Consider the following 17482-nt stretch of genomic DNA (forward strand, 5'->3'; position numbering starts at 1 on the left):
CTTTGCAAAGGGCGGATGCCGTACTAGTCAGAGTAGTTGCCAAAGCCGAGCCCACGGTTCAAGCCAGGCTACACCAAGCAGAGCTCGGTCGGCGGTAGAGCAAGAGCTGGATAAACGGGTGGCAGGGAAGACGGTTACTCGGCAGATTCTTTCCAGCTGTGATGCGCTCAGAGCTGGTGCTTATAGATGTGCCGCTTTCAGACCGCTGCGCACAGCTCCTTCCAGCACACCGGGGTAGCCGGTATCGGTCCAGTCGCCTGCCAGGCGAATAGCTGGCCAAGGTGTCGCTACCGAAGGGCGACGCAGACCGGGCACAGCCGCAAACGTGGCCCGTTTTTCGATAATCAGCTCGCTGGCCCGTATGGCAGGCATGGCTTTCAGGTGCCGGGTCTGGCTGCGTACCTGCTCGATGATCGCGGCAATGGCCTGCTCGCGGTCCAGCGCTTGCAGGCGCACAGCATCGCTGATGACGATCCCCACCAGCGTTTCACCGCTGCCCGGTTTCAGGGCGCTGTGATCAAACAGCCATTGGCCACCACTGCCGCTTTTATCGTCCAGCATCAACATGGAATGGGGCAGATTCCAGGCCTGTTCCAATTCCAGATACAGGGTGGCAATAGGGATGTAGCCGAAGGCTTCCAGATCGGCCAGCAGTTGTTCGCTGGCCGGGCTGCTGGGTAGGCTATGCAGCAGGCGCGCAGCCTGGACGGGAGGGCAGGCCACAATGGCTGCATCAAACTGCAGGCCGTCAATTTGTACACCTGACTCTGTCAGTTCCAGTCTTTGTACTCTGTGGCCCAGCTGTAGCTGAATGTCACGCAGGGCGGGCTCGCACCAGAGCTGGCTTAAATCCATCAAGGGAATCAAGGTTTGGCTGGCTTGCCGGGGACCGCCCAGGCTGTCGCGCAAGACATGGGCAAATAGTTGGGCGCAGGCTTGCTCAATGGGCGTGTTCATGGCCGCCACGCAGAGCGGCTGCCAGAACAAACGGATGACATGGCTGTCTTGCTGATGCTGCTCCAGGAGCTGCAAAACCGTCAGACCATCCGGGGTGCGCCATTGCTGTTTCATCAGCCAGCGGCAAAAACGTGCCAGCTTGATTTTCTGCGACCAGCTCAGGCCCTGGGCGCCCAGCAGGCCAGTCAATAAATGGAAGGGGGCAGGCAAGGGGCGATTGCGCAGGCGAAAGCGCCCATCGGCCGAGATCACGTCCAGATCCTTGCGTTCCAGACGGGATGCTTCGTCCAGCCCGATTTCTCCCATCAAACCCAGAATGACGGAGTAGGCGCCCAGCATGATGTGCTGGCCGTTATCAGTATCACGCCCCAGATTGGGGCTGTGGATGCGGCGGGCACGCCCGCCTATATGGCGCGAGGCTTCAAAGACACTGACCTGATGGCCTTGCGTCTTCAGCCGCCAGGCGGCAGCACAGCCCGCCCAGCCCGCCCCGATAACCGCGACTTTCATCGGCCCAGTTTGCGTTGCAAGCTGCGGCCGCCCGATACCCAGGTTTTCCAGGCCAACCAGAATTTACGAATGGGTGTCAGCGAAATGCGCTGCTCCAGCACATGCCAGCGATCATTGGCAATTTCTACCAGCAGGGCATGGTAGATGGCGGCCATCAACAGGCCTGGGCGTTGTGCCCGGCGATCAGCGGCGGGCAGGGCGCGCATGGCCTGGCGGTACAAGTCCTGGGCGCGTTCGGTTTGAAAGGCCATCAGGGCCTCGAAGCGCTCCGAATGCTGCTGATCCAGGATCTCGTGAGGTGACACACCAAACTTGTCCAGATCTTCCTGGGGCAGGTAGATGCGGCCACGACGAGCGTCATCGCCCACATCACGGATGATATTGGTCAACTGAAAAGCCAGGCCCAGTTTTTGGGCATAATCGCTGGTCTGCTCCTGGGTTTGGCCAAAAATACGCGCCGACAGCAGTCCCACCACGCTGGCGGCGTGCCAACAGTAGCGTTCCAGCTCGCTCCAGCTTTGGTAGCGAACCTGGTCCAGATCCATTTCCATGCCGTCAATCACGGCCAGCAGCTCCTCCTGAGGCAGATCGAACGCCTTGATATGCGGTGCCAGGGCCTGCATGACCGGGTGATGGGCACGGCCTTCGTACAGATCGGCCACTTGCGTGCGCCACCAGACCAGCTTCATGCGGGCAACCGATTCCTCGTGAACCTCGTCCACCACGTCGTCCACCTCGCGGCAAAACGCGTACAGCGCCGTGATGGCACGGCGGCGTTCAGGCGGCAGAAACAAAAAGGCGTAGTAAAAACTGGAGCCGCTCTGGGCTGCCTTGTTCTGACAATACTCGTCTGGGCTCATGGACGTTCAGGGTCGGTAAGGGGTACGGCTCAAGCCGCGGGTAATCAGGCGTAGCCAGTCCAGGCGGGACAGGGTGGGACGATGGCTGAAGACATCAAACTTTACCGCTTCCAGGCGTTCCAGAATACGCAGGCCGCCCAATACCATCATTTTCAGTTCCAGGCTGATGCGCCCGGACAGATAGCTGGACAGCAGCAGCCCGGCTTGCAGGCGTTGACGGGCATCGGTAACCAGCAACTGCATCATTTCCTGCCAGCGGGCATCGGCCTCGGGCTGACGCAGCAGCTGGGTACGGGCCTGGATGTAATCATCATCCAGATCATATTGGGCCAGCAGGTCTTGCGGGATATAGACACGGTTCTTGTGCCAGTCCAGTGCCACGTCCTGCCAGAAATTAACCAGTTGCAGCCCGGTACAGGTGGAGTCGGCCATCTCGACCAGCTCCGGGCTGTGGGCTTGATACAGATGCAGCATCAAACGGCCGACCGGATTGGCCGAGCGGGTACAGTAATCCAGCACCTGGGCCATATCGCTATAGCGATGAGTGGTGACATCCTGGCGAAACGCAGACAGCAGGTCCAGAAAAGGCTTGAGCGGCAACTGGAAGTTGCTGATGCTGCTGGCCAGAGGGACAAAAATTTCACTGTGCGGGGTATCGGCCAGGACGGGCTGGTGATATTGCAGTTGTTCTATTCCGGCTTCGAACTGCGCCAGCAGTTCCAGGCGCTCGGCAGCGCTTAAATCGCCTTCATCAGCAATGTCGTCGGCGCTGCGGGCAAAACGATAAATATCGGTGACCGGTCGGCGTAGCCGACGAGGTAGCAGCACAGAGGCGACAGGGAAGTTTTCATAGTGCTCGATAGACATAGTCCGCCAGTATACGGCTTTCGTTTCCACTAGGGCTGGTTTAGACTTTCGTATTGCTTCGGGGAGAACCATGCCACGTCCTATCTCGGCCACCATTCATATTGCGTCACTGCGTCACAATCTCGATATGGTTATTCAGAGCCTGAATAACGCCACGGCTCCATCCGGCGTAAAACGGCCCCATATCTGGGCCGTCATGAAGGCCAATGCTTACGGTCATGACATCGAAAATGCAGTGCGGGCATTCAGTGCCGCCGAAGGCATGGCGATGCTGGACCTGAAAGAAGCCATACGTTGTCGGGCTGCCGGTTGGACCGGCCCCATCATGTTGCTGGAAGGTTTTTTCCAGCCTGAAGATCTGGATGTGCTGGCCGAGTTTGGCCTGACCACTGTCATTCATTGCCACGAGCAGCTCAAGATGCTGGAGCAGTGGAAGGGCGGGGTGGCCTTGAATGCCATGGTCAAGCTCAATAGCGGCATGAACCGTCTGGGTTTCAGCGTGGACGATTACCCCGCCGCCTTCGAACGCGCTCAGCGTCTGCAAAAAGCGGGCAAGCTGGGAACCGTGGGGCGCATGACGCACTTTGCGCGCGCTGACGACAATATTGACGCCACGCTGGAGCAGATTCGCTGCTTTAACCGGATCACCGACGGCTTGCCGGGCCCGGTCAGTGTGTGTAATTCAGCGGCAACACTAAGCCCTGACCTGGGTGCATACATGCCCTCCGGTCCGGATCACTGGGTACGCCCCGGTATCTGTCTGTACGGCAGCTCTCCTTTTGCGGACATCAGCGCCGAGGACTTCGGCCTGCAGCCTGGTATGACTCTGGCCGCAGAGCTGATCAGCGTGCGCGGCGTCAAGCAGGGCGAGGGTATTGGCTACGGCCATACGTACATTGCCGAGCAGGCCATGCGTATTGGCGTGGTGGCTTGTGGCTATGCCGACGGTTACCCGCGTCACGCGGGAACTGGCACCCCCATTACCGTGAATGGGGTGCGCACTCGTTTGCTCGGTCGTGTGTCCATGGACATGCTGGCAGTCGACCTGACCCCGGTGCCCGCCGCCGGTGTAGGCAGTCAGGCGGTGTTGTTCGGTCAAGGCGGGCCCAGTGTGGATGAGGTTGCTGCGGCAGCCGGAACCCTGGGCTACGAATTGATTTGCGCGGTGGCCCCACGCGTGCCGCGCGTCATCCAGGATTAACACCAACAAGGCATAGCCATGAAAAATAAATGTGTACTCGTTACCGGCGCTACCAAAGGAATCGGCTGGGCAATCAGCCAAAGGCTGGCTGATGCCGGGGCCCACGTTGTGGGTCTGGCCCGCCACACCGAAAGCATTGATTTCCCCGGATATCTGTACTCCTGCGATTTGAGCAATGCAGGCGAAACCGAGGAAATGCTGCGCGTTATCCGCGAAAAATATCCCGTCGATGCGGTGGTGAACAACGTAGGTATGGTCGCGCCCGAACCGATTGGTCAGGTGGACCTGGGCAATCTTTATCAGGTGTTTGACCTGAATGTGCGTGTGGCGGTGCAAGTGGCCCAGGCTTTCATCCCTTCGATGAAAGCGCGCAAGGAAGGCCGCATCGTCAATATTTGCAGTCGTGTTGTGCACGGCGGTTCCGATCGCACCAGCTATGCCGCGGCCAAAAGTGCCTTGCTGGGTTGTACCCGCACCTGGGCCTTGGAATTGGCTCCTTACGGCATTACCGTCAATGCGGTCTCTCCTGGTCCGATCGAAACCGAATTGTTCCGTGCCAATCATCCCGTCGGCAGCGAAGCCGAACAGCGCAGCCTGTCCTCCATTCCTTTGGGACGTTTTGGGCAGGCGGCCGAAGTGGCTGCTGCGGTTACCTTCTTGCTAAGCGATGAAGCCGCTTATATCACCGGCCAGAACCTGGGCGTGGATGGCGGTGGCAGCTTGGCCGGACGTTAAGGAATTTCTATGGCCACCAGTACTCGTGCGGCCCGCAAGGCCAAAGTTGTATTTGTTTGCACGGAGTGCGGGGCAGATACACCCAAGTGGGCAGGCAAATGCCCGGCCTGCGGGGCTTGGAACAGCTTGCAGGAAACGGTAGAGACACCGGCTGCGGCCAGTGCGCATCGTTTTGCTTCCCTGGCTGGCTCCAGCCCGGTCCAAAGTCTTTCCGATGTACAGGCGCGGGAACTGCCCCGTGTGCCCACAGGCATAGGCGAGTTCGATCGTGTCCTGGGCGGTGGCCTGGTGGAAGGCGGCGTGATCCTGATCGGGGGCGATCCCGGTGTCGGTAAATCCACGCTGCTGCTGCAAGCCATGGCAGCCTTGGCCCAGCAAACCAAAGTTCTGTATGTGACGGGCGAGGAATCCGCCGAGCAGGTCGCCTTGCGTGCTCGCCGTTTGGGCGTGCCTACCGAGGGTGTGGATCTGCTGGCTGAAATTCGTCTGGAATCCATCAGCCAGGCCTTGCAGTCGCACCAGCCTAGCGTGGTGGTGATCGACTCGATTCAAACCCTGTATTCCGATCAGCTCAGTGCGGCCCCAGGCTCGGTATCGCAGGTGCGTGAATGTGCGGCGCAGCTCACCCGTCTGGCCAAGCAAAGCGGTACTTCCATGATTTTTATCGGTCACGTCACCAAAGACGGGACCTTGGCCGGTCCGCGTGTGCTGGAGCACATTGTGGATACGGTGCTGTATTTCGAGGGGGATACCCATTCCTCCTTCCGCATGGTGCGCGCGTTCAAGAACCGCTTTGGCGCGGTAAATGAATTGGGCGTGTTTGCCATGACGGAAAAAGGCTTGAAAGGAGTCAGCAATCCTTCGGCCCTGTTCTTGTCCCAGCATTCCCAGTCAGTAGCCGGTTCCTGCGTCATGGCCACCCAGGAAGGCACACGGCCTTTGCTGGTGGAAATTCAGGCATTGGTGGACTCGGCCCATGTACCCAATCCGCGTCGCCTGTCTGTGGGGCTGGAAAGCTCCCGTCTGGCCATGCTGCTGGCGGTGATGCATCGTCATGCTGGCGTGGTCACTTACGATCAGGACGTGTTCGTGAACGCTGTAGGGGGCGTCAAGATTACCGAGCCAGCCGCTGACTTGGCTGTGTTGCTAGCTATTTTGTCCTCCCTGAATAATCGCCCCTTGCCACGGGGTCTGGTCGTGTTTGGGGAAATCGGCCTGGCCGGTGAAATTCGTCCGGCCCCGCGTGGGCAGGAGCGTTTGCGCGAAGCGGCCAAATTAGGCTTCAGCATTGCCTTGATTCCCAAGAGCAACGCCCCGCGTCAGGCGATCGAAGGCCTGGAAATCTGGGTGGTAGACCGGGTGGAAGACGCTGTCGACCGTCTGCGTAATCTGTAACCGCCATGATAAGTATTGAGTTGATCCTGGCCTGCTTGCTGGGAGGCGCGCTTATTGGCTATACCGGCGGGGTCCTGGGGATCGGTGGCGGCTTGCTGGCTATTCCATTGCTGGGCCTGATTCTGGGTATGGATCAGCAAACCGCTCAAGGTACGGCTTTGATCATGGTGGTGCCTGCGGTGCTGCTGACCGTGCGTCAGTACCATCGTCGCAACCACATTGATTTTCGTCGGGCAGCATTGGGGGCGATCTCCTCCATCATCTTTACCTGGCTGGGCGCACGTCTGGCTCTGGGCATGGATGCGATCTTGCTGCGTCGCATTTACTCTGTATTTGTGATGGCCATTGCCCTGTATTATTTCGACCAGAGTTTGGGCTTTTCCCGGCGGCGCCGTCGCAGTGACAAGCCGCGTCCGGACCCGGAGTCGTTTGGCCAGCTGTGGTATATCGCGGTAGGCATGATGGCGGGCTTGGCCGGAGGCGTGTTTGGTGTGGGCGGTGCGGTGCTGGTAGTGCCGTTCCTGACCAGTCGTATGGGTTATAGCCAGACCGGTGCGCAAGGCTTGGCCCTGTCCATGATTATTCCCGGCACGTTGGTCGCCTTGGCGACGTACGCGTTTCATGGTCAGGCTACCTGGCAGGTCGGCATACCGATGGCGATAGGCAGCCTGCTGCTGGTGCCGTTTGGCGTGCGCTTGGCCTATCGTTTGCCCGAGAATCGTCTGAAGTTTATTTTTGCCTGCATGCTGGTATTGATCATGGCCCTGTTGCTGGTTCGAGCCTGAGGAGCTGCCGTGAGCACCCAATCCGAAACTGTCTATTCTTTGCCCGGTGGCGGTGCCTTGTTGGCTCCGGAGCTGGCCAATCAGCTGGATCTGGAACCCGAGGCCTTGCAGCGCTGGTTCGAGGCCGCCTCGTATGGCGACCAGGCCAGCAAGGTGGGGCAGGGTGGTCGTCAGGCCGCCTGGTTTGTGAACGGGCCCTTTGGTCAGGCGGTGCTGCGCCACTACCGGCGTGGTGGCCTGGTGGCTCGCTTCAATGAGTCTTCCTACTTGTGGCAAGGGGCATCGCGGACTCGCAGCTGGCGAGAATTTCAGGTGATGTCTTATTTGCACAACAAGGGCTTGGCCGTCCCCAAAGTGCTGGCGGGTGCATGGTGGCAACAGGGTTTTTGGTACCATGCGGCCCTGATAAGCCAGCGTGTGCCCGATGTGCAGCCTTTGACTCTGTGCCTGGACCGTGCCTCCCCCGAAGCGGTGGCACACGAGATTGTCCGCATGCACCAATTCGAGGTTTGGCACGCTGACCTTAACGCCTACAATATTTTGCTGGATGCGAATGACAAAGTCTGGCTGATCGATTTTGACCGTGCACGACAGGGGCCCGTCAGCCCCGCCCAGGCGCTGGGTAATGTGCAACGCCTGAGACGATCTTTGCTCAAAGTGTGTGGGCCGCGTGGCGATCAGTGGTGGCAGCAGATGTTTTCTGCTTACCGTCACCAAACGCAGCGTTAATTACGACTACGGGCTTTAAAAAAGCTTTATCATCTCGCCTTTTGGGTTTTTCGCTTTCGATAGGAAGGGGACTCGTGATGTCTTTTGGGATGAACACACCACAGGTACTCGCCGGCCTGCTGGCCGCTGCTGCCATCATGCCTGTTGCACAGGCACAAAATCAGGTTGTTAACGTCTATAACTGGGCTGAATATACGGCCCCCGATACCTTGTCCGGCTTTCAGAAAGCCACGGGCATTACCGTGCGTTATGACGTTTACGATAATAACGACACCTTGCAAGCCAAGTTGTTGACGGGCAAGTCGGGGTACGACGTGGTGGTTCCCTCCACGCATTACGCGGCGCGTCAGATCGAAGGCGGTTTGTTCCAGAAGCTGGATAAAAGTCAGATTCCCAACTGGTCCCATCTGGACCCGGACATCATGGCCTTGCTCTCGGACGTGGACCCCGGAAATGAATACCTGATTCCCTGGGGCTATGGCACCAATGGCCTGGGCTACAACGTGACCAAGGTCAAGGAAATCATGGGTGAGCAGGTGGACCTGGGTAACTGGGACATGCTGTTCAAGCCTGAAAACGCCGAGAAGCTGAAAGGCTGTGGCATTTCCATTCTGGACGAAGCCGCCCAGGTGTTCCCGGCCGTGCTGCACTACATTGGCAAAGACCCCAACAGCAGCAATGAAGCCGATTACCGCGAAGCCCTGGACTTGCTCAAGCAAATCCGTCCTTACGTGCGTCAGTTCAGCTCCTCGGGCTATATCGATGAGCTGGCCGCGGGCGATCTGTGCATGGTCTATGGTTTCTCCGGCGATGTGATGATCTCCGCTGATCGTGCGCGCCAGGCTAAAAAGCCGTACGCCATCGACTACTACATTCCGCAAGGCGGGGCGCCGGTCTGGTTTGACACCATGGCCATCCCCAAGAGCGCGAACAATGTGAAAGAGGCTCACGCCTTCATCAACTACATTGAAACGCCGGAAGTCCATGCCGCCATTACCAACACCATGTTCTACCCGAACGCCAATAAAGATGCGCGCGAGTTCGTGGTCAAGGAAGTAGCTGACAACCCCATGATTTACCCTTCGCCCGAAGTCTCCAAGACTTTGTTCGTCATCAAACCACAGCCACTGAAGGTGCAGCGTCTGCAAACGCGCCTGTGGGCTGAACTCAAGTCTGGACGTTAAGGCATCATGCAAGATATCCGTACCGGAACCTCGCCCTGGATGGATGGCGAGGATGCTTTCGTGCGTGTGGACGAAGTCGTCAAGATTTTTGGCGATACGGTGGCCGTCCAGTCTGTAAGTCTGGACGTCGCCCGTCACGAAATTTTTGCGCTGCTGGGTAGTTCAGGCAGTGGCAAATCCACCTTGCTGCGTATGCTGGCAGGTTTCGAGGAGCCGACTTCCGGTCGGATTTATCTGGACAACGAGGATATTACCGACCTGCCGCCTTACCGGCGGCCGGTCAATATGATGTTCCAGTCCTACGCGCTGTTTCCGCACATGTCGGTTGAGGCCAATGTGGCTTTTGGCTTGAAGCAGGAAGGCGTGCCCCGCAACGAAATCCACGAACGCGTATTTGAAGCCCTGGATCTGGTGCAGATGGCGGGTTTTTCACGCCGCAAACCCAATCAGTTGTCAGGCGGGCAGCAACAGCGTGTCGCTTTGGCGCGTAGCCTGGTCAAGCGTCCCAAGCTGCTCTTGCTGGACGAACCCATGTCCGCATTGGACAAGCAGATTCGTCAGAAAACCCAGATTGAGCTGGTCAAGATTCTGGAGCGTGTGGGAGTGACCTGCATTATGGTGACTCACGACCAGGAAGAGGCCATGACCATGGCCAGCCGACTGGCGGTAATGTCCGATGGGCAGATCATCCAGTCCGGTACGCCTTACGATGTGTACTCCTTCCCGAACTCGCGCTTTGTGGCGGGCTTTATCGGTTCCACCAATTTGTTCACCGGCGTAGTGACGGTGGACGAACCGGACCACGTTCATATCGAGTGCGAGGAGTTAAACCGCCCCTTGTATGTCAGCCACGGGATCAGCGAACCGCTGGGCATGGACGTGTATGTGTCCATTCGTCCCGAGCAGATCAAGGTGAGTCGTGAGTTGCCTTCCGAGGACACCAACTGGGGCCACGGCATTGTGACCCACGTGTCCTGGATGGGGAGCTACACCCGCTACCAGATTCGTCTGGACGCCGGCATGCTGATCGAAGCGCAAATGCCCAGTGGCACCTTGGCCCAGCCAGATGCTCCCGGCGTGGACGAAGAGGTCTACGTGTCCTGGTCCGACGATAGCGCAACGGTACTGAGCACATGAAGAACCTGTCCTGGCGCAAACTGCTGCCTACCAGTCGCACGCTGGTGGTCGCACCCACATTCCTGTGGATGATCCTGTTTCTGCTGGTGCCATTTTTGCTCGTGCTCAAGATCAGTTTTGCCGATCTTGATTTCGGGGTGCCGCCGTATACGCCCTTGGCCCAGTTTGCCGAGGAAAGCATTTCCTTTGTACTGAACCTGCGCGGCTATATCCTGCTGTTCAGCGACAATCTGTATTTGGCCACCTACGTTAGCTCCTTGAAGATGGCCGCCGTCACCACGATCTTTTGTATCCTGATCGGCTACCCGGTGGCTTACTACATTGCGCGCTCTTCACCCGCCGTGCGTAGTCTGTTGTTGCTGGCGGTGATTCTGCCTTTCTGGACCTCCATGCTGCTGCGTGTCTACGCCTGGGTAGGCATTTTGCGTGGCGATGGCCTGCTCAATCAGGTCTTGCTGTGGATGGGTATTATTGATGCGCCGCTGGAAATCTACCGCACCGATCTGGCCGTCTATATCGGTTTGATCTATGCCTATCTGCCATTTTTCATCCTGCCTTTGTATGCGAATCTGGTAAAGCTGGATATGCGCTTGCTGGAAGCGGCTTACGATCTGGGCGCGCGTCCCTGGTCGGCGTTCTGGAATATCACCTTGCCCATGTCCATGTCCGGCGTGATTGCCGGTGCCATGCTGGTGTTTATTCCGGCCGTAGGTGAGTACGTGATTCCGGAAATGCTGGGTGGGGCTGACACCTTGATGATGGGCCGTGTCATGTGGACCGAGTTCTTCAATAATGCGGACTGGCCGATGGCTGCTGCCGTCACTTGCGTGATGGTCCTGCTCTTGATCATTCCCTTGATTTTCTTCCAGTACAGCCAGATGCGACAGATGGAAGCGCAACGGGGAGGCCGCTCATGACCAAGCCTAATCCCTGGCTGCGTGCCATCGTCCTGACGCTGGGCTTTGGTTTTCTGTACATTCCTATCCTGTTCCTGATCGTCTTTTCATTTAATGAATCGGCCATCATGACGTCCTGGTCGGGTTTTTCCTTCCGCTGGTACGAGTCCCTGTTTCAGGATAAAGCGCTGCTCAGTGCTGCCAAGCTGTCTTTCCTGATAGCCGTGCTGACCGCGACCATGGCCACCATTCTGGGCACCTGGGCCGCCTATGTACTGGCCCGTATGGGACGCTTCAAGGGCTTTGCTCTGTATATCGGTCTGGTCAGTGCACCGCTGGTCATCCCGGAAGTGGTGCTGGGTATTTCCCTGCTGCTGATGTTTGTGGAGCTGAACTCCCTGTTTGGCTGGCCGGAACAGAACGGTATCTTCACTATCTGGATTGGTCACGTGGTGCTGTGCACCGCGTACGCGACCGTGATTTTGCAATCGCGTATGCGTGAGCTGGATCGCTCTCAGGAAGAAGCGGCGCTTGATTTGGGTGCCACCCCCTTGAGGGCGTTTTTCCAGGTGGTCCTGCCTTCGATCGTGCCTGCCTTGATGGCGGCCTGGTTGCTGGCCTTCACCTTGTCGCTGGACGATGTGGTGATCGCCTCCTTCCTGTCCGGTCCGGGCTTTACCACCTTGCCGGTGGAAGTGTTTTCGCGCGTACGCTTGGGTCTCAAGCCCGAGATCAACGCGTTGGCGACCCTGCTGATTTTGGTGATTGGTATTTTTGTTGTGGTCGCCAGCCGCTTGCAGGTACGCCGCGAGCGTCGCGCCTGATTGATAAGGAGTATTGCCGTGTTCACGATGTATGGTTTGAAAAATTGCAGCACCTGCCAAAAGGCGATTGCCTGGTTTGAGCAAAACGGTCTGCCTTTGAACTTTGTGGATTACCGCGAACATCCCTTGGAAGCGGCCCGCCTGCAACAATGGGCGCAGGAGCTGGGTGGCTGGCCCAAGCTGGTCAACCGTGCCTCCATGACCTGGCGTAATCTGCCTGCAGAACGTAAAGAGCCGCAGGACGATGCCCAATGGCTGGCCTTGATTGCTGAATTTCCGGCGCTGGTGCGCCGCCCCTTGCTGATTACGCCCGAGGGCGAGGTCAGCGTGGGTTTCAACGAAGGCAAATTTGCCGCTCGTTTTCTTAAGTAAACCAAGGGGGGCCAAGCCCCCCCATTTTTATATCTGCCATGTACACACAGACCGAACTCAAACAACAGGTGGCTCAGGCTGCGGTTGATTACGTCCTTCCTTTCCTGACCCCGGATTCCATTCTGGGTGTGGGTACGGGTTCCACGGTTGATTTGTTTATTGATGCTCTGGCGGCGCACAAACATGCCTTCAAGGCTGCAGCTTCCAGCTCGGAGCGCTCGACCGCTCGCCTGCAAAGTCTGGGTATTGCAGTGCAAGACTTGAACACCATCGAACGCATGGACTGGTATGTGGACGGTGCCGACGAAATCGATGCGGCGTTGAACATGACCAAGGGCGGTGGTGGCGCTTTGACCCGCGAGAAAATCGTGGCTTCGGTCTCGGACAAGTTCCTGTGCATTGTGGACGATTCCAAACTGGTGGATCGCCTGGGTGCATTCCCCTTGCCGGTGGAAGTCATCCCCATGGCCAAGAATGCCGTGGCTCGCCAATTGCGCGCCTTGGGCGGTAATCCCGTCGAGCGCACGGGCTTTGTCACCGATAACGGTGGCCTGATTCTGGACGTGTCCGGTTTGTCGATTGCAGACCCGGCTGCTCTGGAAGCCCAGATCAACAATATGCCCGGTGTGGTGTGCTGTGGTCTGTTCGCGATTGCCCCAGCCAGCGTGGCCTTGATTGCCGGTCAACAGGGTGTGCGTACCCTGCCTGGCGACGGTTTCTGAATTTTAATGTCTCTGTCATAATCGGTGCTTAATCTATGCACGGATTAAGGGCTGGCGCGAGCCATTTTGCTGTTACAGAAGGCCACTATGAACGAACATACCAATAAGCAGTTTCACTCCGATCTGGAGGCCACCCGTTCGCTGTTCTTGCAGATGGGCGGTATTGTTGAATCTATGGTTCGCAGTGCGACCGAAGCCCTGCAAACCGGGGATATGTCGCTGGTCGATCAGGTTCGCGAGCGTGAAAAAGAAATCAACCGCCTGGAGGTGGAGATTGACGAGCGCATCACCAATCTGATCGCCCGTAATCAACCCACCGCCATTGACTTGCGCATGCTGCTGTCCATCTCCAAAATGCTGACCGATATGGAACGCTGCGGGGACGAGGCCGAGCGCATCGCCAAGATGGCTCGCCGTCTGCACGAAGGTACCGCTGGCTACGAGCCCGTGGTGGAACTGCGCCACATGAGCTCCTCAGTCGCTGGCATGATCAACGATGTGCTGGACGCCTTTGCGCGCCAGGATGCCGTCCACGCAGCACAGATTGTGCGTAGCGACAAGGAAGTGGATCGTGAGTGGAAGGGTTCGCTGCGTCACATCATCACTTACATGATTGAAGATCCACGCACGATTTCGCACTCCATTGATCTGATCTTTATCGCCCGTGCGCTGGAGCGCATTGGTGACCACGCCAAGAACATGGCTGAACGCGTGATCTACATGGTGCGTGGTGACGACGTGCGTCACACCGGTGTGAAGAACACCGAGCGTACTGCACGTGGTGAACCCTTGCCAGAACCGGAATCCGAAGACAAAGCCTGATTCCGACCCGGGCCCTCTTGCTGCAAGCCTTGCATGACAACATGCAAGGCTTGTTTGCTTTTCAAAAACTAAAGCCGTAGCCTTGGGGGGCTTGGTCAGGATAGAACTGGGTACGTAGCAGTACCGCATCCTGCACCGTAATCAATACTGCTGAGTTCCACCAGGGTGGGGTCAGCGTTGGCAAGGCCAGCAGATAGCCCTGCACGCCGTGTGCACCGGACTGGCGCACAAACTCCAGATCAGCCTCGTCCTCGACACCTTCGATGATCACGTAGGGGCTGTAATCGGCGCAGACATTGACCAGATTGCGCAGCAAATGGGCTGGTTGACCGGGGCTGCGTGCCCGCAGCAAGATCGAGCGGTCAATTTTGATAATGTCGGCATGGGTCTGTACCAGAAAGGCCAGGGTACTATTACCCGATCCCGTGTCGTCCAGAGCAATCCGTACCCCCAGGTTTTGTAGTTGGGCAATCAGGCGCAGCGCCGTGGGCTTGTGGGCGATGGTGCCGGTTTCCGTCACCTCCAGAATCAGGCGCTGGGCCACATCCGGGCGACTGTCCAGATAGCTGAACAGATCCTGCCACCACAAATCGTCCTGCAGGGAGCCTGCGGAGATATTCACTCCCAGACAAAGACCGGGTTTTGTACTGAGCAGCTCCACCACACTGCCCAAGACACTGCGATCCAGCCGGGACACCAGACCTAATCGCTCCAGAGCGGCGATGGCCTCGGGTAAAGAGTAATCCGCCGTGCCGCAGTGACGAATCAAGGCTTCTTCATAAAAGTCCTTGTTCTTGTGTTTTTCACCCAGGTGATAGATGGGCTGAAAGGCCAGGGCCAGCAGCCCATTCTGTAAATCATCCAGCATGCGAACTGCCAGACTCATATCGTCCCGGTACGTCTTGGCCCAGACCTTGTGCCAGGCGGCCAGCGTGGCTGGATGATTATGAGAGCAGGGGTTGGGAGCGGGAGGGTGGAGCTGATTCGTGTCGTACTGACGGCTATCGTAGTGGTAAGCCATCTGGGTGTGCAGGTAGATGCGGTGCTCATCCTGGGTGATGGGGTCACACTCCAGTGCCGCACCCAGCAATTGGGCCAGGGCATTGGGATGGGTACGCTGAAAGCGGTGTTGCTTGCCCAACTGCTTCAAGGCAATCAGGACAAAATCCCCCCGGATAAAGATTTCATTGGCAGTCAGCCCACAGTCCAGCAGCCTTTGCTGCACGGTATCCAGCACAAAAGCATGAAACTGCGGCCCATACAAAGCCTCCAAATAGCTCAGGTTGACCAGCCACAGGCGCAAGTGAGTGGAGTACTGGTCAATCTCGGGTAGGTCTAGGCGGCACATGAACTTCTTTTCCTGTGGGTAAAGCAGTAAGCGGCGGTGCTGTGCAGGGCTCGGCGCAAGGCTGCTCAGACATGGACACGTGATGGGCCGGTGTGGCTTGGGCACTGTATGCGCATCAAGGCCAGCCGTGATTTTGTGCCTTAGGGCTTCAGGTAACTGTAGAAAAATCCCATTTCTTTTGATTTTTGACCAGTCTGAAACTAACTTGTCGCGCAGCGTTTCATTTAATTACGTTTTGGCTGCGTGTTGAAGGCGGGGCTATTTGATAGGAATGCGGGGAAAGGCGGGGGAGTCGGGGGCAGAAATAAAGAAACCCCGGAGCACGATGGTAATGCTCCGGGGTTTGGGTGCGTGTCCTGAATCGGGACTTAAGCGGAAGGGGCGGTAAAACCGTCGGCTTCCACGTCCTTGTCTTCAAACAGATATTGCTCCATCTGTTCTTTCAAATACGTGCGGGCACGGGCGTCGGCCAGGTTCAGGCGGTTCTCGTTCACCAGACGGGTTTGCACGTCCATCCAGTTGGCCCAGGCTTGTTTGGAAATCGAGTGCCAGATCTTGGTGCCCAGCTCGCCGGGGTAGGGGGGAAACTCCAGGCCCTCGGCTTCCTGTTTCAGCTTCACACAGTGAATCATGCGTGCCATATGTGTTCCTTTTCAATCAAATGCTTGGATGGGCGTATTGTACTTAGGGGCGCAGGAGGGTCAAACCGGCTTACAGCTTTTTAATAAAGACCATGCTGTTGCGCGAACGGTTGTAATGCGACTGCTTGCCCTTGGGCAGATCGGACACGCCACCTTGTACAAAGCCACGCTTGATAAACCAGTGAGACGTGCGGGTGGTCAGCACAAACAGACGCTTGAAGCCGGCCGCACGGGCCTTGGCTTCGGTATGGCGCAAGAGAATTTCACCTTCGCCCGAGCCTTGCCATTCCGGGTGCACGATGAGACAGGCCATTTCGGCCATGCTTTCTTCTTCGTATGGAATCAAGGCCACACAGCCGTAAATAATGCCGTCGTGCTCCAGAACCGTGAACTGCTCCACCTCGCGCTCGATGACCGAACGGCCACGGGGGACCAGGGTGCCGTCAATTTCAAGGGGTTCGATCAGTTGCACGATTGCACCCACATCGTCCAGATTGGCCGGGCGCAAATCGTCCAGTGTGTCTTCCACCACCATGGTGCCCACCCCATCGTGGGTGAAGATCTCCAGCAAAATGCTGCCGTCCTGCTTGTAGGGCACCAGGTGCGCACGGGCAATACCGCGTTTGACGGCTTGCGAGGCGTAGCGCAGGAAGGTGGAGCAGTCCTCGTCCAGCTTGCCCGAGGCCAGCAGGGAGTCGGCATCGGCACGGGCCAGCTCCGAATCGATATCCAGATTATTGGAGTGCCCGATATGCTCCGGGGTCAGGAAAATCAGCTTTTCAGCGCGCAGGGCGATGGCCGTGCTGGTGGCCAGATCTTCCATGTCCAGGGTAAAGGCCTCGCCAGTTGGAGAAAAACCCAATGGGGAGAGTAGAATAAGCGCTCCTTGGCTCATGATCAGCCGCATGGCGTCCACGTCCAGCTTGCGTACCGCGCCAGAATGCTTGAAGTCCAGGCCATCAATCACGCCCACCGGACGCGCGGTCACAAAGTTGCCCGAAATGATGCGAATCTGGGCATGTGACATGGGGGTGTTGGGCAAACCCTGGCTGAATGCGGCTTCAATGTCCAGGCGAATTTCACCAGCGGCTTCTTTGGCGCATTCCAGAGCGACCGCACTGGTTGGCTCGGTACCGCGACCAAATTGCGTGGTTTCGCCTTTCAGGCGCAGTTGCTCATTGACCTGGGGGCGGGAGCCATGCACCAGCACCAGCTTGATGCCCAGTGCTGACAGCAGCGACAAATCCGGGATCAGGGTGTAGAGCAGTCCATCGTTGATGAGCTCGCCCCCAAAGGCCACCACGAACGTCTTGCCACGAAAATCGTGCACATAAGGCGCCACTTCCCTGAACCATCGCACAAATTGTGCCTGGGATTCATCAGGTGGTTCGATGGCGTTGTACGAGTCGGGGATGTCTGTGTTCATTGCGGGGGATCTTTGCGTCCAAATGGTTTCAAGCCAAAATTATAATGATGTCTGTACCAGAAACTACCTTT

General features: G+C 57.6%; 18 protein-coding genes. 12 read left to right on the forward strand and 6 right to left on the reverse strand.

Annotated features, from left to right (window positions below; genetic code table 11):
* Positions 1-180: 180 nt before the first annotated feature.
* Genes hpnE through hpnC form a run of 3 tightly spaced genes read right to left on the reverse strand, consistent with a single transcriptional unit; the run spans position 181 to position 3194 of the window.
* Entirely contained in the window at positions 181-1467 is a 1287-nt protein-coding gene (gene hpnE, locus NIZ92_RS05680; RefSeq protein ID WP_254002835.1) for a hydroxysqualene dehydroxylase HpnE, read from the reverse strand.
* Positions 1464-2327, reverse strand: a complete 864-nt coding sequence (gene hpnD, locus NIZ92_RS05685) for a presqualene diphosphate synthase HpnD (RefSeq protein ID WP_254002836.1) — start codon at positions 2325-2327, stop codon at positions 1464-1466. Before hpnD ends, hpnE begins: the two co-directional genes overlap by 4 nt.
* A 6-nt stretch (positions 2328-2333) precedes the next feature.
* Positions 2334-3194, reverse strand: a complete 861-nt coding sequence (hpnC, locus tag NIZ92_RS05690; protein WP_251196127.1) for a squalene synthase HpnC — start codon at positions 3192-3194, stop codon at positions 2334-2336.
* A gap of 70 nt (positions 3195-3264) precedes the next feature.
* On the opposite strand from hpnC, the gene alr reads away from it, so the two are divergent.
* From alr to phoU, 12 genes are all read left to right on the forward strand, one after another.
* The gene (gene alr / locus NIZ92_RS05695; RefSeq protein ID WP_009461638.1) at positions 3265-4395 is read left to right on the forward strand and encodes an alanine racemase; all 1131 of its coding nucleotides are present in this window, start codon (positions 3265-3267) and stop codon (positions 4393-4395) included.
* Between the two features lie 18 nt (positions 4396-4413).
* Complete coding sequence (locus NIZ92_RS05700) at positions 4414-5130, forward strand: SDR family oxidoreductase (RefSeq protein WP_009461640.1); 717 nt, start codon at positions 4414-4416, stop codon at positions 5128-5130.
* Between the two features lie 9 nt (positions 5131-5139).
* On the forward strand, positions 5140-6525 hold the full coding sequence (radA, locus tag NIZ92_RS05705; RefSeq protein WP_254002837.1) for a DNA repair protein RadA: 1386 nt from the start codon (positions 5140-5142) through the stop codon (positions 6523-6525).
* A 5-nt stretch (positions 6526-6530) separates the two neighbouring features.
* Positions 6531-7310 carry a sulfite exporter TauE/SafE family protein gene (locus NIZ92_RS05710; RefSeq protein WP_009461644.1) on the forward strand — a complete coding sequence of 260 codons (780 nt, stop codon included), beginning with the start codon at positions 6531-6533 and terminating at the stop codon, positions 7308-7310.
* A gap of 9 nt (positions 7311-7319) precedes the next feature.
* Positions 7320-8039, forward strand: a complete 720-nt coding sequence (locus tag NIZ92_RS05715) for a 3-deoxy-D-manno-octulosonic acid kinase (protein WP_060185757.1) — start codon at positions 7320-7322, stop codon at positions 8037-8039.
* 77 nt (positions 8040-8116) lie between these two features.
* Positions 8117-9223, forward strand: a complete 1107-nt coding sequence (locus NIZ92_RS05720) for a polyamine ABC transporter substrate-binding protein (protein ID WP_060185758.1) — start codon at positions 8117-8119, stop codon at positions 9221-9223.
* Between the two features lie 6 nt (positions 9224-9229).
* The gene (gene potA / locus NIZ92_RS05725) at positions 9230-10360 is read left to right on the forward strand and encodes an ABC transporter ATP-binding protein (RefSeq protein WP_009461650.1); all 1131 of its coding nucleotides are present in this window, start codon (positions 9230-9232) and stop codon (positions 10358-10360) included.
* Positions 10357-11277, forward strand: a complete 921-nt coding sequence (locus NIZ92_RS05730) for an ABC transporter permease subunit (RefSeq protein WP_254002838.1) — start codon at positions 10357-10359, stop codon at positions 11275-11277. The genes potA and NIZ92_RS05730 overlap by 4 nt, the downstream gene beginning before the upstream one ends.
* Positions 11274-12080 carry an ABC transporter permease subunit gene (locus tag NIZ92_RS05735; protein WP_009461654.1) on the forward strand — a complete coding sequence of 269 codons (807 nt, stop codon included), beginning with the start codon at positions 11274-11276 and terminating at the stop codon, positions 12078-12080. The genes NIZ92_RS05730 and NIZ92_RS05735 overlap by 4 nt, the downstream gene beginning before the upstream one ends.
* Before the next feature lie 12 nt (positions 12081-12092).
* Complete coding sequence (locus NIZ92_RS05740; protein WP_161808944.1) at positions 12093-12452, forward strand: Spx/MgsR family RNA polymerase-binding regulatory protein; 360 nt, start codon at positions 12093-12095, stop codon at positions 12450-12452.
* A gap of 38 nt (positions 12453-12490) precedes the next feature.
* Entirely contained in the window at positions 12491-13174 is a 684-nt protein-coding gene (rpiA, locus tag NIZ92_RS05745) for a ribose-5-phosphate isomerase RpiA (RefSeq protein ID WP_035270715.1), read from the forward strand.
* Between the two features lie 87 nt (positions 13175-13261).
* On the forward strand, positions 13262-13996 hold the full coding sequence (gene phoU / locus NIZ92_RS05750) for a phosphate signaling complex protein PhoU (protein WP_009461659.1): 735 nt from the start codon (positions 13262-13264) through the stop codon (positions 13994-13996).
* A gap of 61 nt (positions 13997-14057) precedes the next feature.
* Here phoU and NIZ92_RS05755 read toward each other — a convergent pair whose 3' ends face one another.
* The 3 genes from NIZ92_RS05755 to argA form a co-directional block, all read right to left on the reverse strand.
* A complete protein-coding gene (locus NIZ92_RS05755; protein ID WP_009461660.1) occupies positions 14058-15344 on the reverse strand; it encodes an EAL domain-containing protein in 1287 nt (428 codons plus the stop codon).
* Positions 15345-15712: 368 nt separating this feature from the next.
* On the reverse strand, positions 15713-15985 hold the full coding sequence (locus NIZ92_RS05760) for an oxidative damage protection protein (RefSeq protein ID WP_009461661.1): 273 nt from the start codon (positions 15983-15985) through the stop codon (positions 15713-15715).
* A 70-nt stretch (positions 15986-16055) separates the two neighbouring features.
* Positions 16056-17411 (reverse strand): amino-acid N-acetyltransferase, encoded by a 1356-nt coding sequence (gene argA, locus NIZ92_RS05765; RefSeq protein ID WP_009461662.1) that lies wholly within the window; start codon positions 17409-17411, stop codon positions 16056-16058.
* Between the last annotated feature and the right edge of the window lie 71 nt (positions 17412-17482).

Source organism: Alcaligenes sp. 1735tsa3 (assembly GCF_024134565.1).
GTDB classification, from domain to species: Bacteria; Pseudomonadota; Gammaproteobacteria; order Burkholderiales; family Burkholderiaceae_B; genus Alcaligenes; species Alcaligenes phenolicus.

What these genes read in the sequence shown, in the direction of transcription:
- hpnE (WP_254002835.1), bottom strand. Translation starts at nt 1,467, where the DNA reads ATGAAAGTCGCGGTTATCGGGGCGGGCTGGGCGGGCTGTGCTGCCGCC.
- hpnD (WP_254002836.1), bottom strand. Translation starts at nt 2,327, where the DNA reads ATGAGCCCAGACGAGTATTGTCAGAACAAGGCAGCCCAGAGCGGCTCC.
- hpnC (WP_251196127.1), bottom strand. Translation starts at nt 3,194, where the DNA reads ATGTCTATCGAGCACTATGAAAACTTCCCTGTCGCCTCTGTGCTGCTA.
- alr (WP_009461638.1), top strand. Translation starts at nt 3,265, where the DNA reads ATGCCACGTCCTATCTCGGCCACCATTCATATTGCGTCACTGCGTCAC.
- NIZ92_RS05700 (WP_009461640.1), top strand. Translation starts at nt 4,414, where the DNA reads ATGAAAAATAAATGTGTACTCGTTACCGGCGCTACCAAAGGAATCGGC.
- radA (WP_254002837.1), top strand. Translation starts at nt 5,140, where the DNA reads ATGGCCACCAGTACTCGTGCGGCCCGCAAGGCCAAAGTTGTATTTGTT.
- NIZ92_RS05710 (WP_009461644.1), top strand. Translation starts at nt 6,531, where the DNA reads ATGATAAGTATTGAGTTGATCCTGGCCTGCTTGCTGGGAGGCGCGCTT.
- NIZ92_RS05720 (WP_060185758.1), top strand. Translation starts at nt 8,117, where the DNA reads ATGTCTTTTGGGATGAACACACCACAGGTACTCGCCGGCCTGCTGGCC.
- potA (WP_009461650.1), top strand. Translation starts at nt 9,230, where the DNA reads ATGCAAGATATCCGTACCGGAACCTCGCCCTGGATGGATGGCGAGGAT.
- NIZ92_RS05730 (WP_254002838.1), top strand. Translation starts at nt 10,357, where the DNA reads ATGAAGAACCTGTCCTGGCGCAAACTGCTGCCTACCAGTCGCACGCTG.
- NIZ92_RS05735 (WP_009461654.1), top strand. Translation starts at nt 11,274, where the DNA reads ATGACCAAGCCTAATCCCTGGCTGCGTGCCATCGTCCTGACGCTGGGC.
- rpiA (WP_035270715.1), top strand. Translation starts at nt 12,491, where the DNA reads ATGTACACACAGACCGAACTCAAACAACAGGTGGCTCAGGCTGCGGTT.
- phoU (WP_009461659.1), top strand. Translation starts at nt 13,262, where the DNA reads ATGAACGAACATACCAATAAGCAGTTTCACTCCGATCTGGAGGCCACC.
- NIZ92_RS05755 (WP_009461660.1), bottom strand. Translation starts at nt 15,344, where the DNA reads ATGTGCCGCCTAGACCTACCCGAGATTGACCAGTACTCCACTCACTTG.
- NIZ92_RS05760 (WP_009461661.1), bottom strand. Translation starts at nt 15,985, where the DNA reads ATGGCACGCATGATTCACTGTGTGAAGCTGAAACAGGAAGCCGAGGGC.
- argA (WP_009461662.1), bottom strand. Translation starts at nt 17,411, where the DNA reads ATGAACACAGACATCCCCGACTCGTACAACGCCATCGAACCACCTGAT.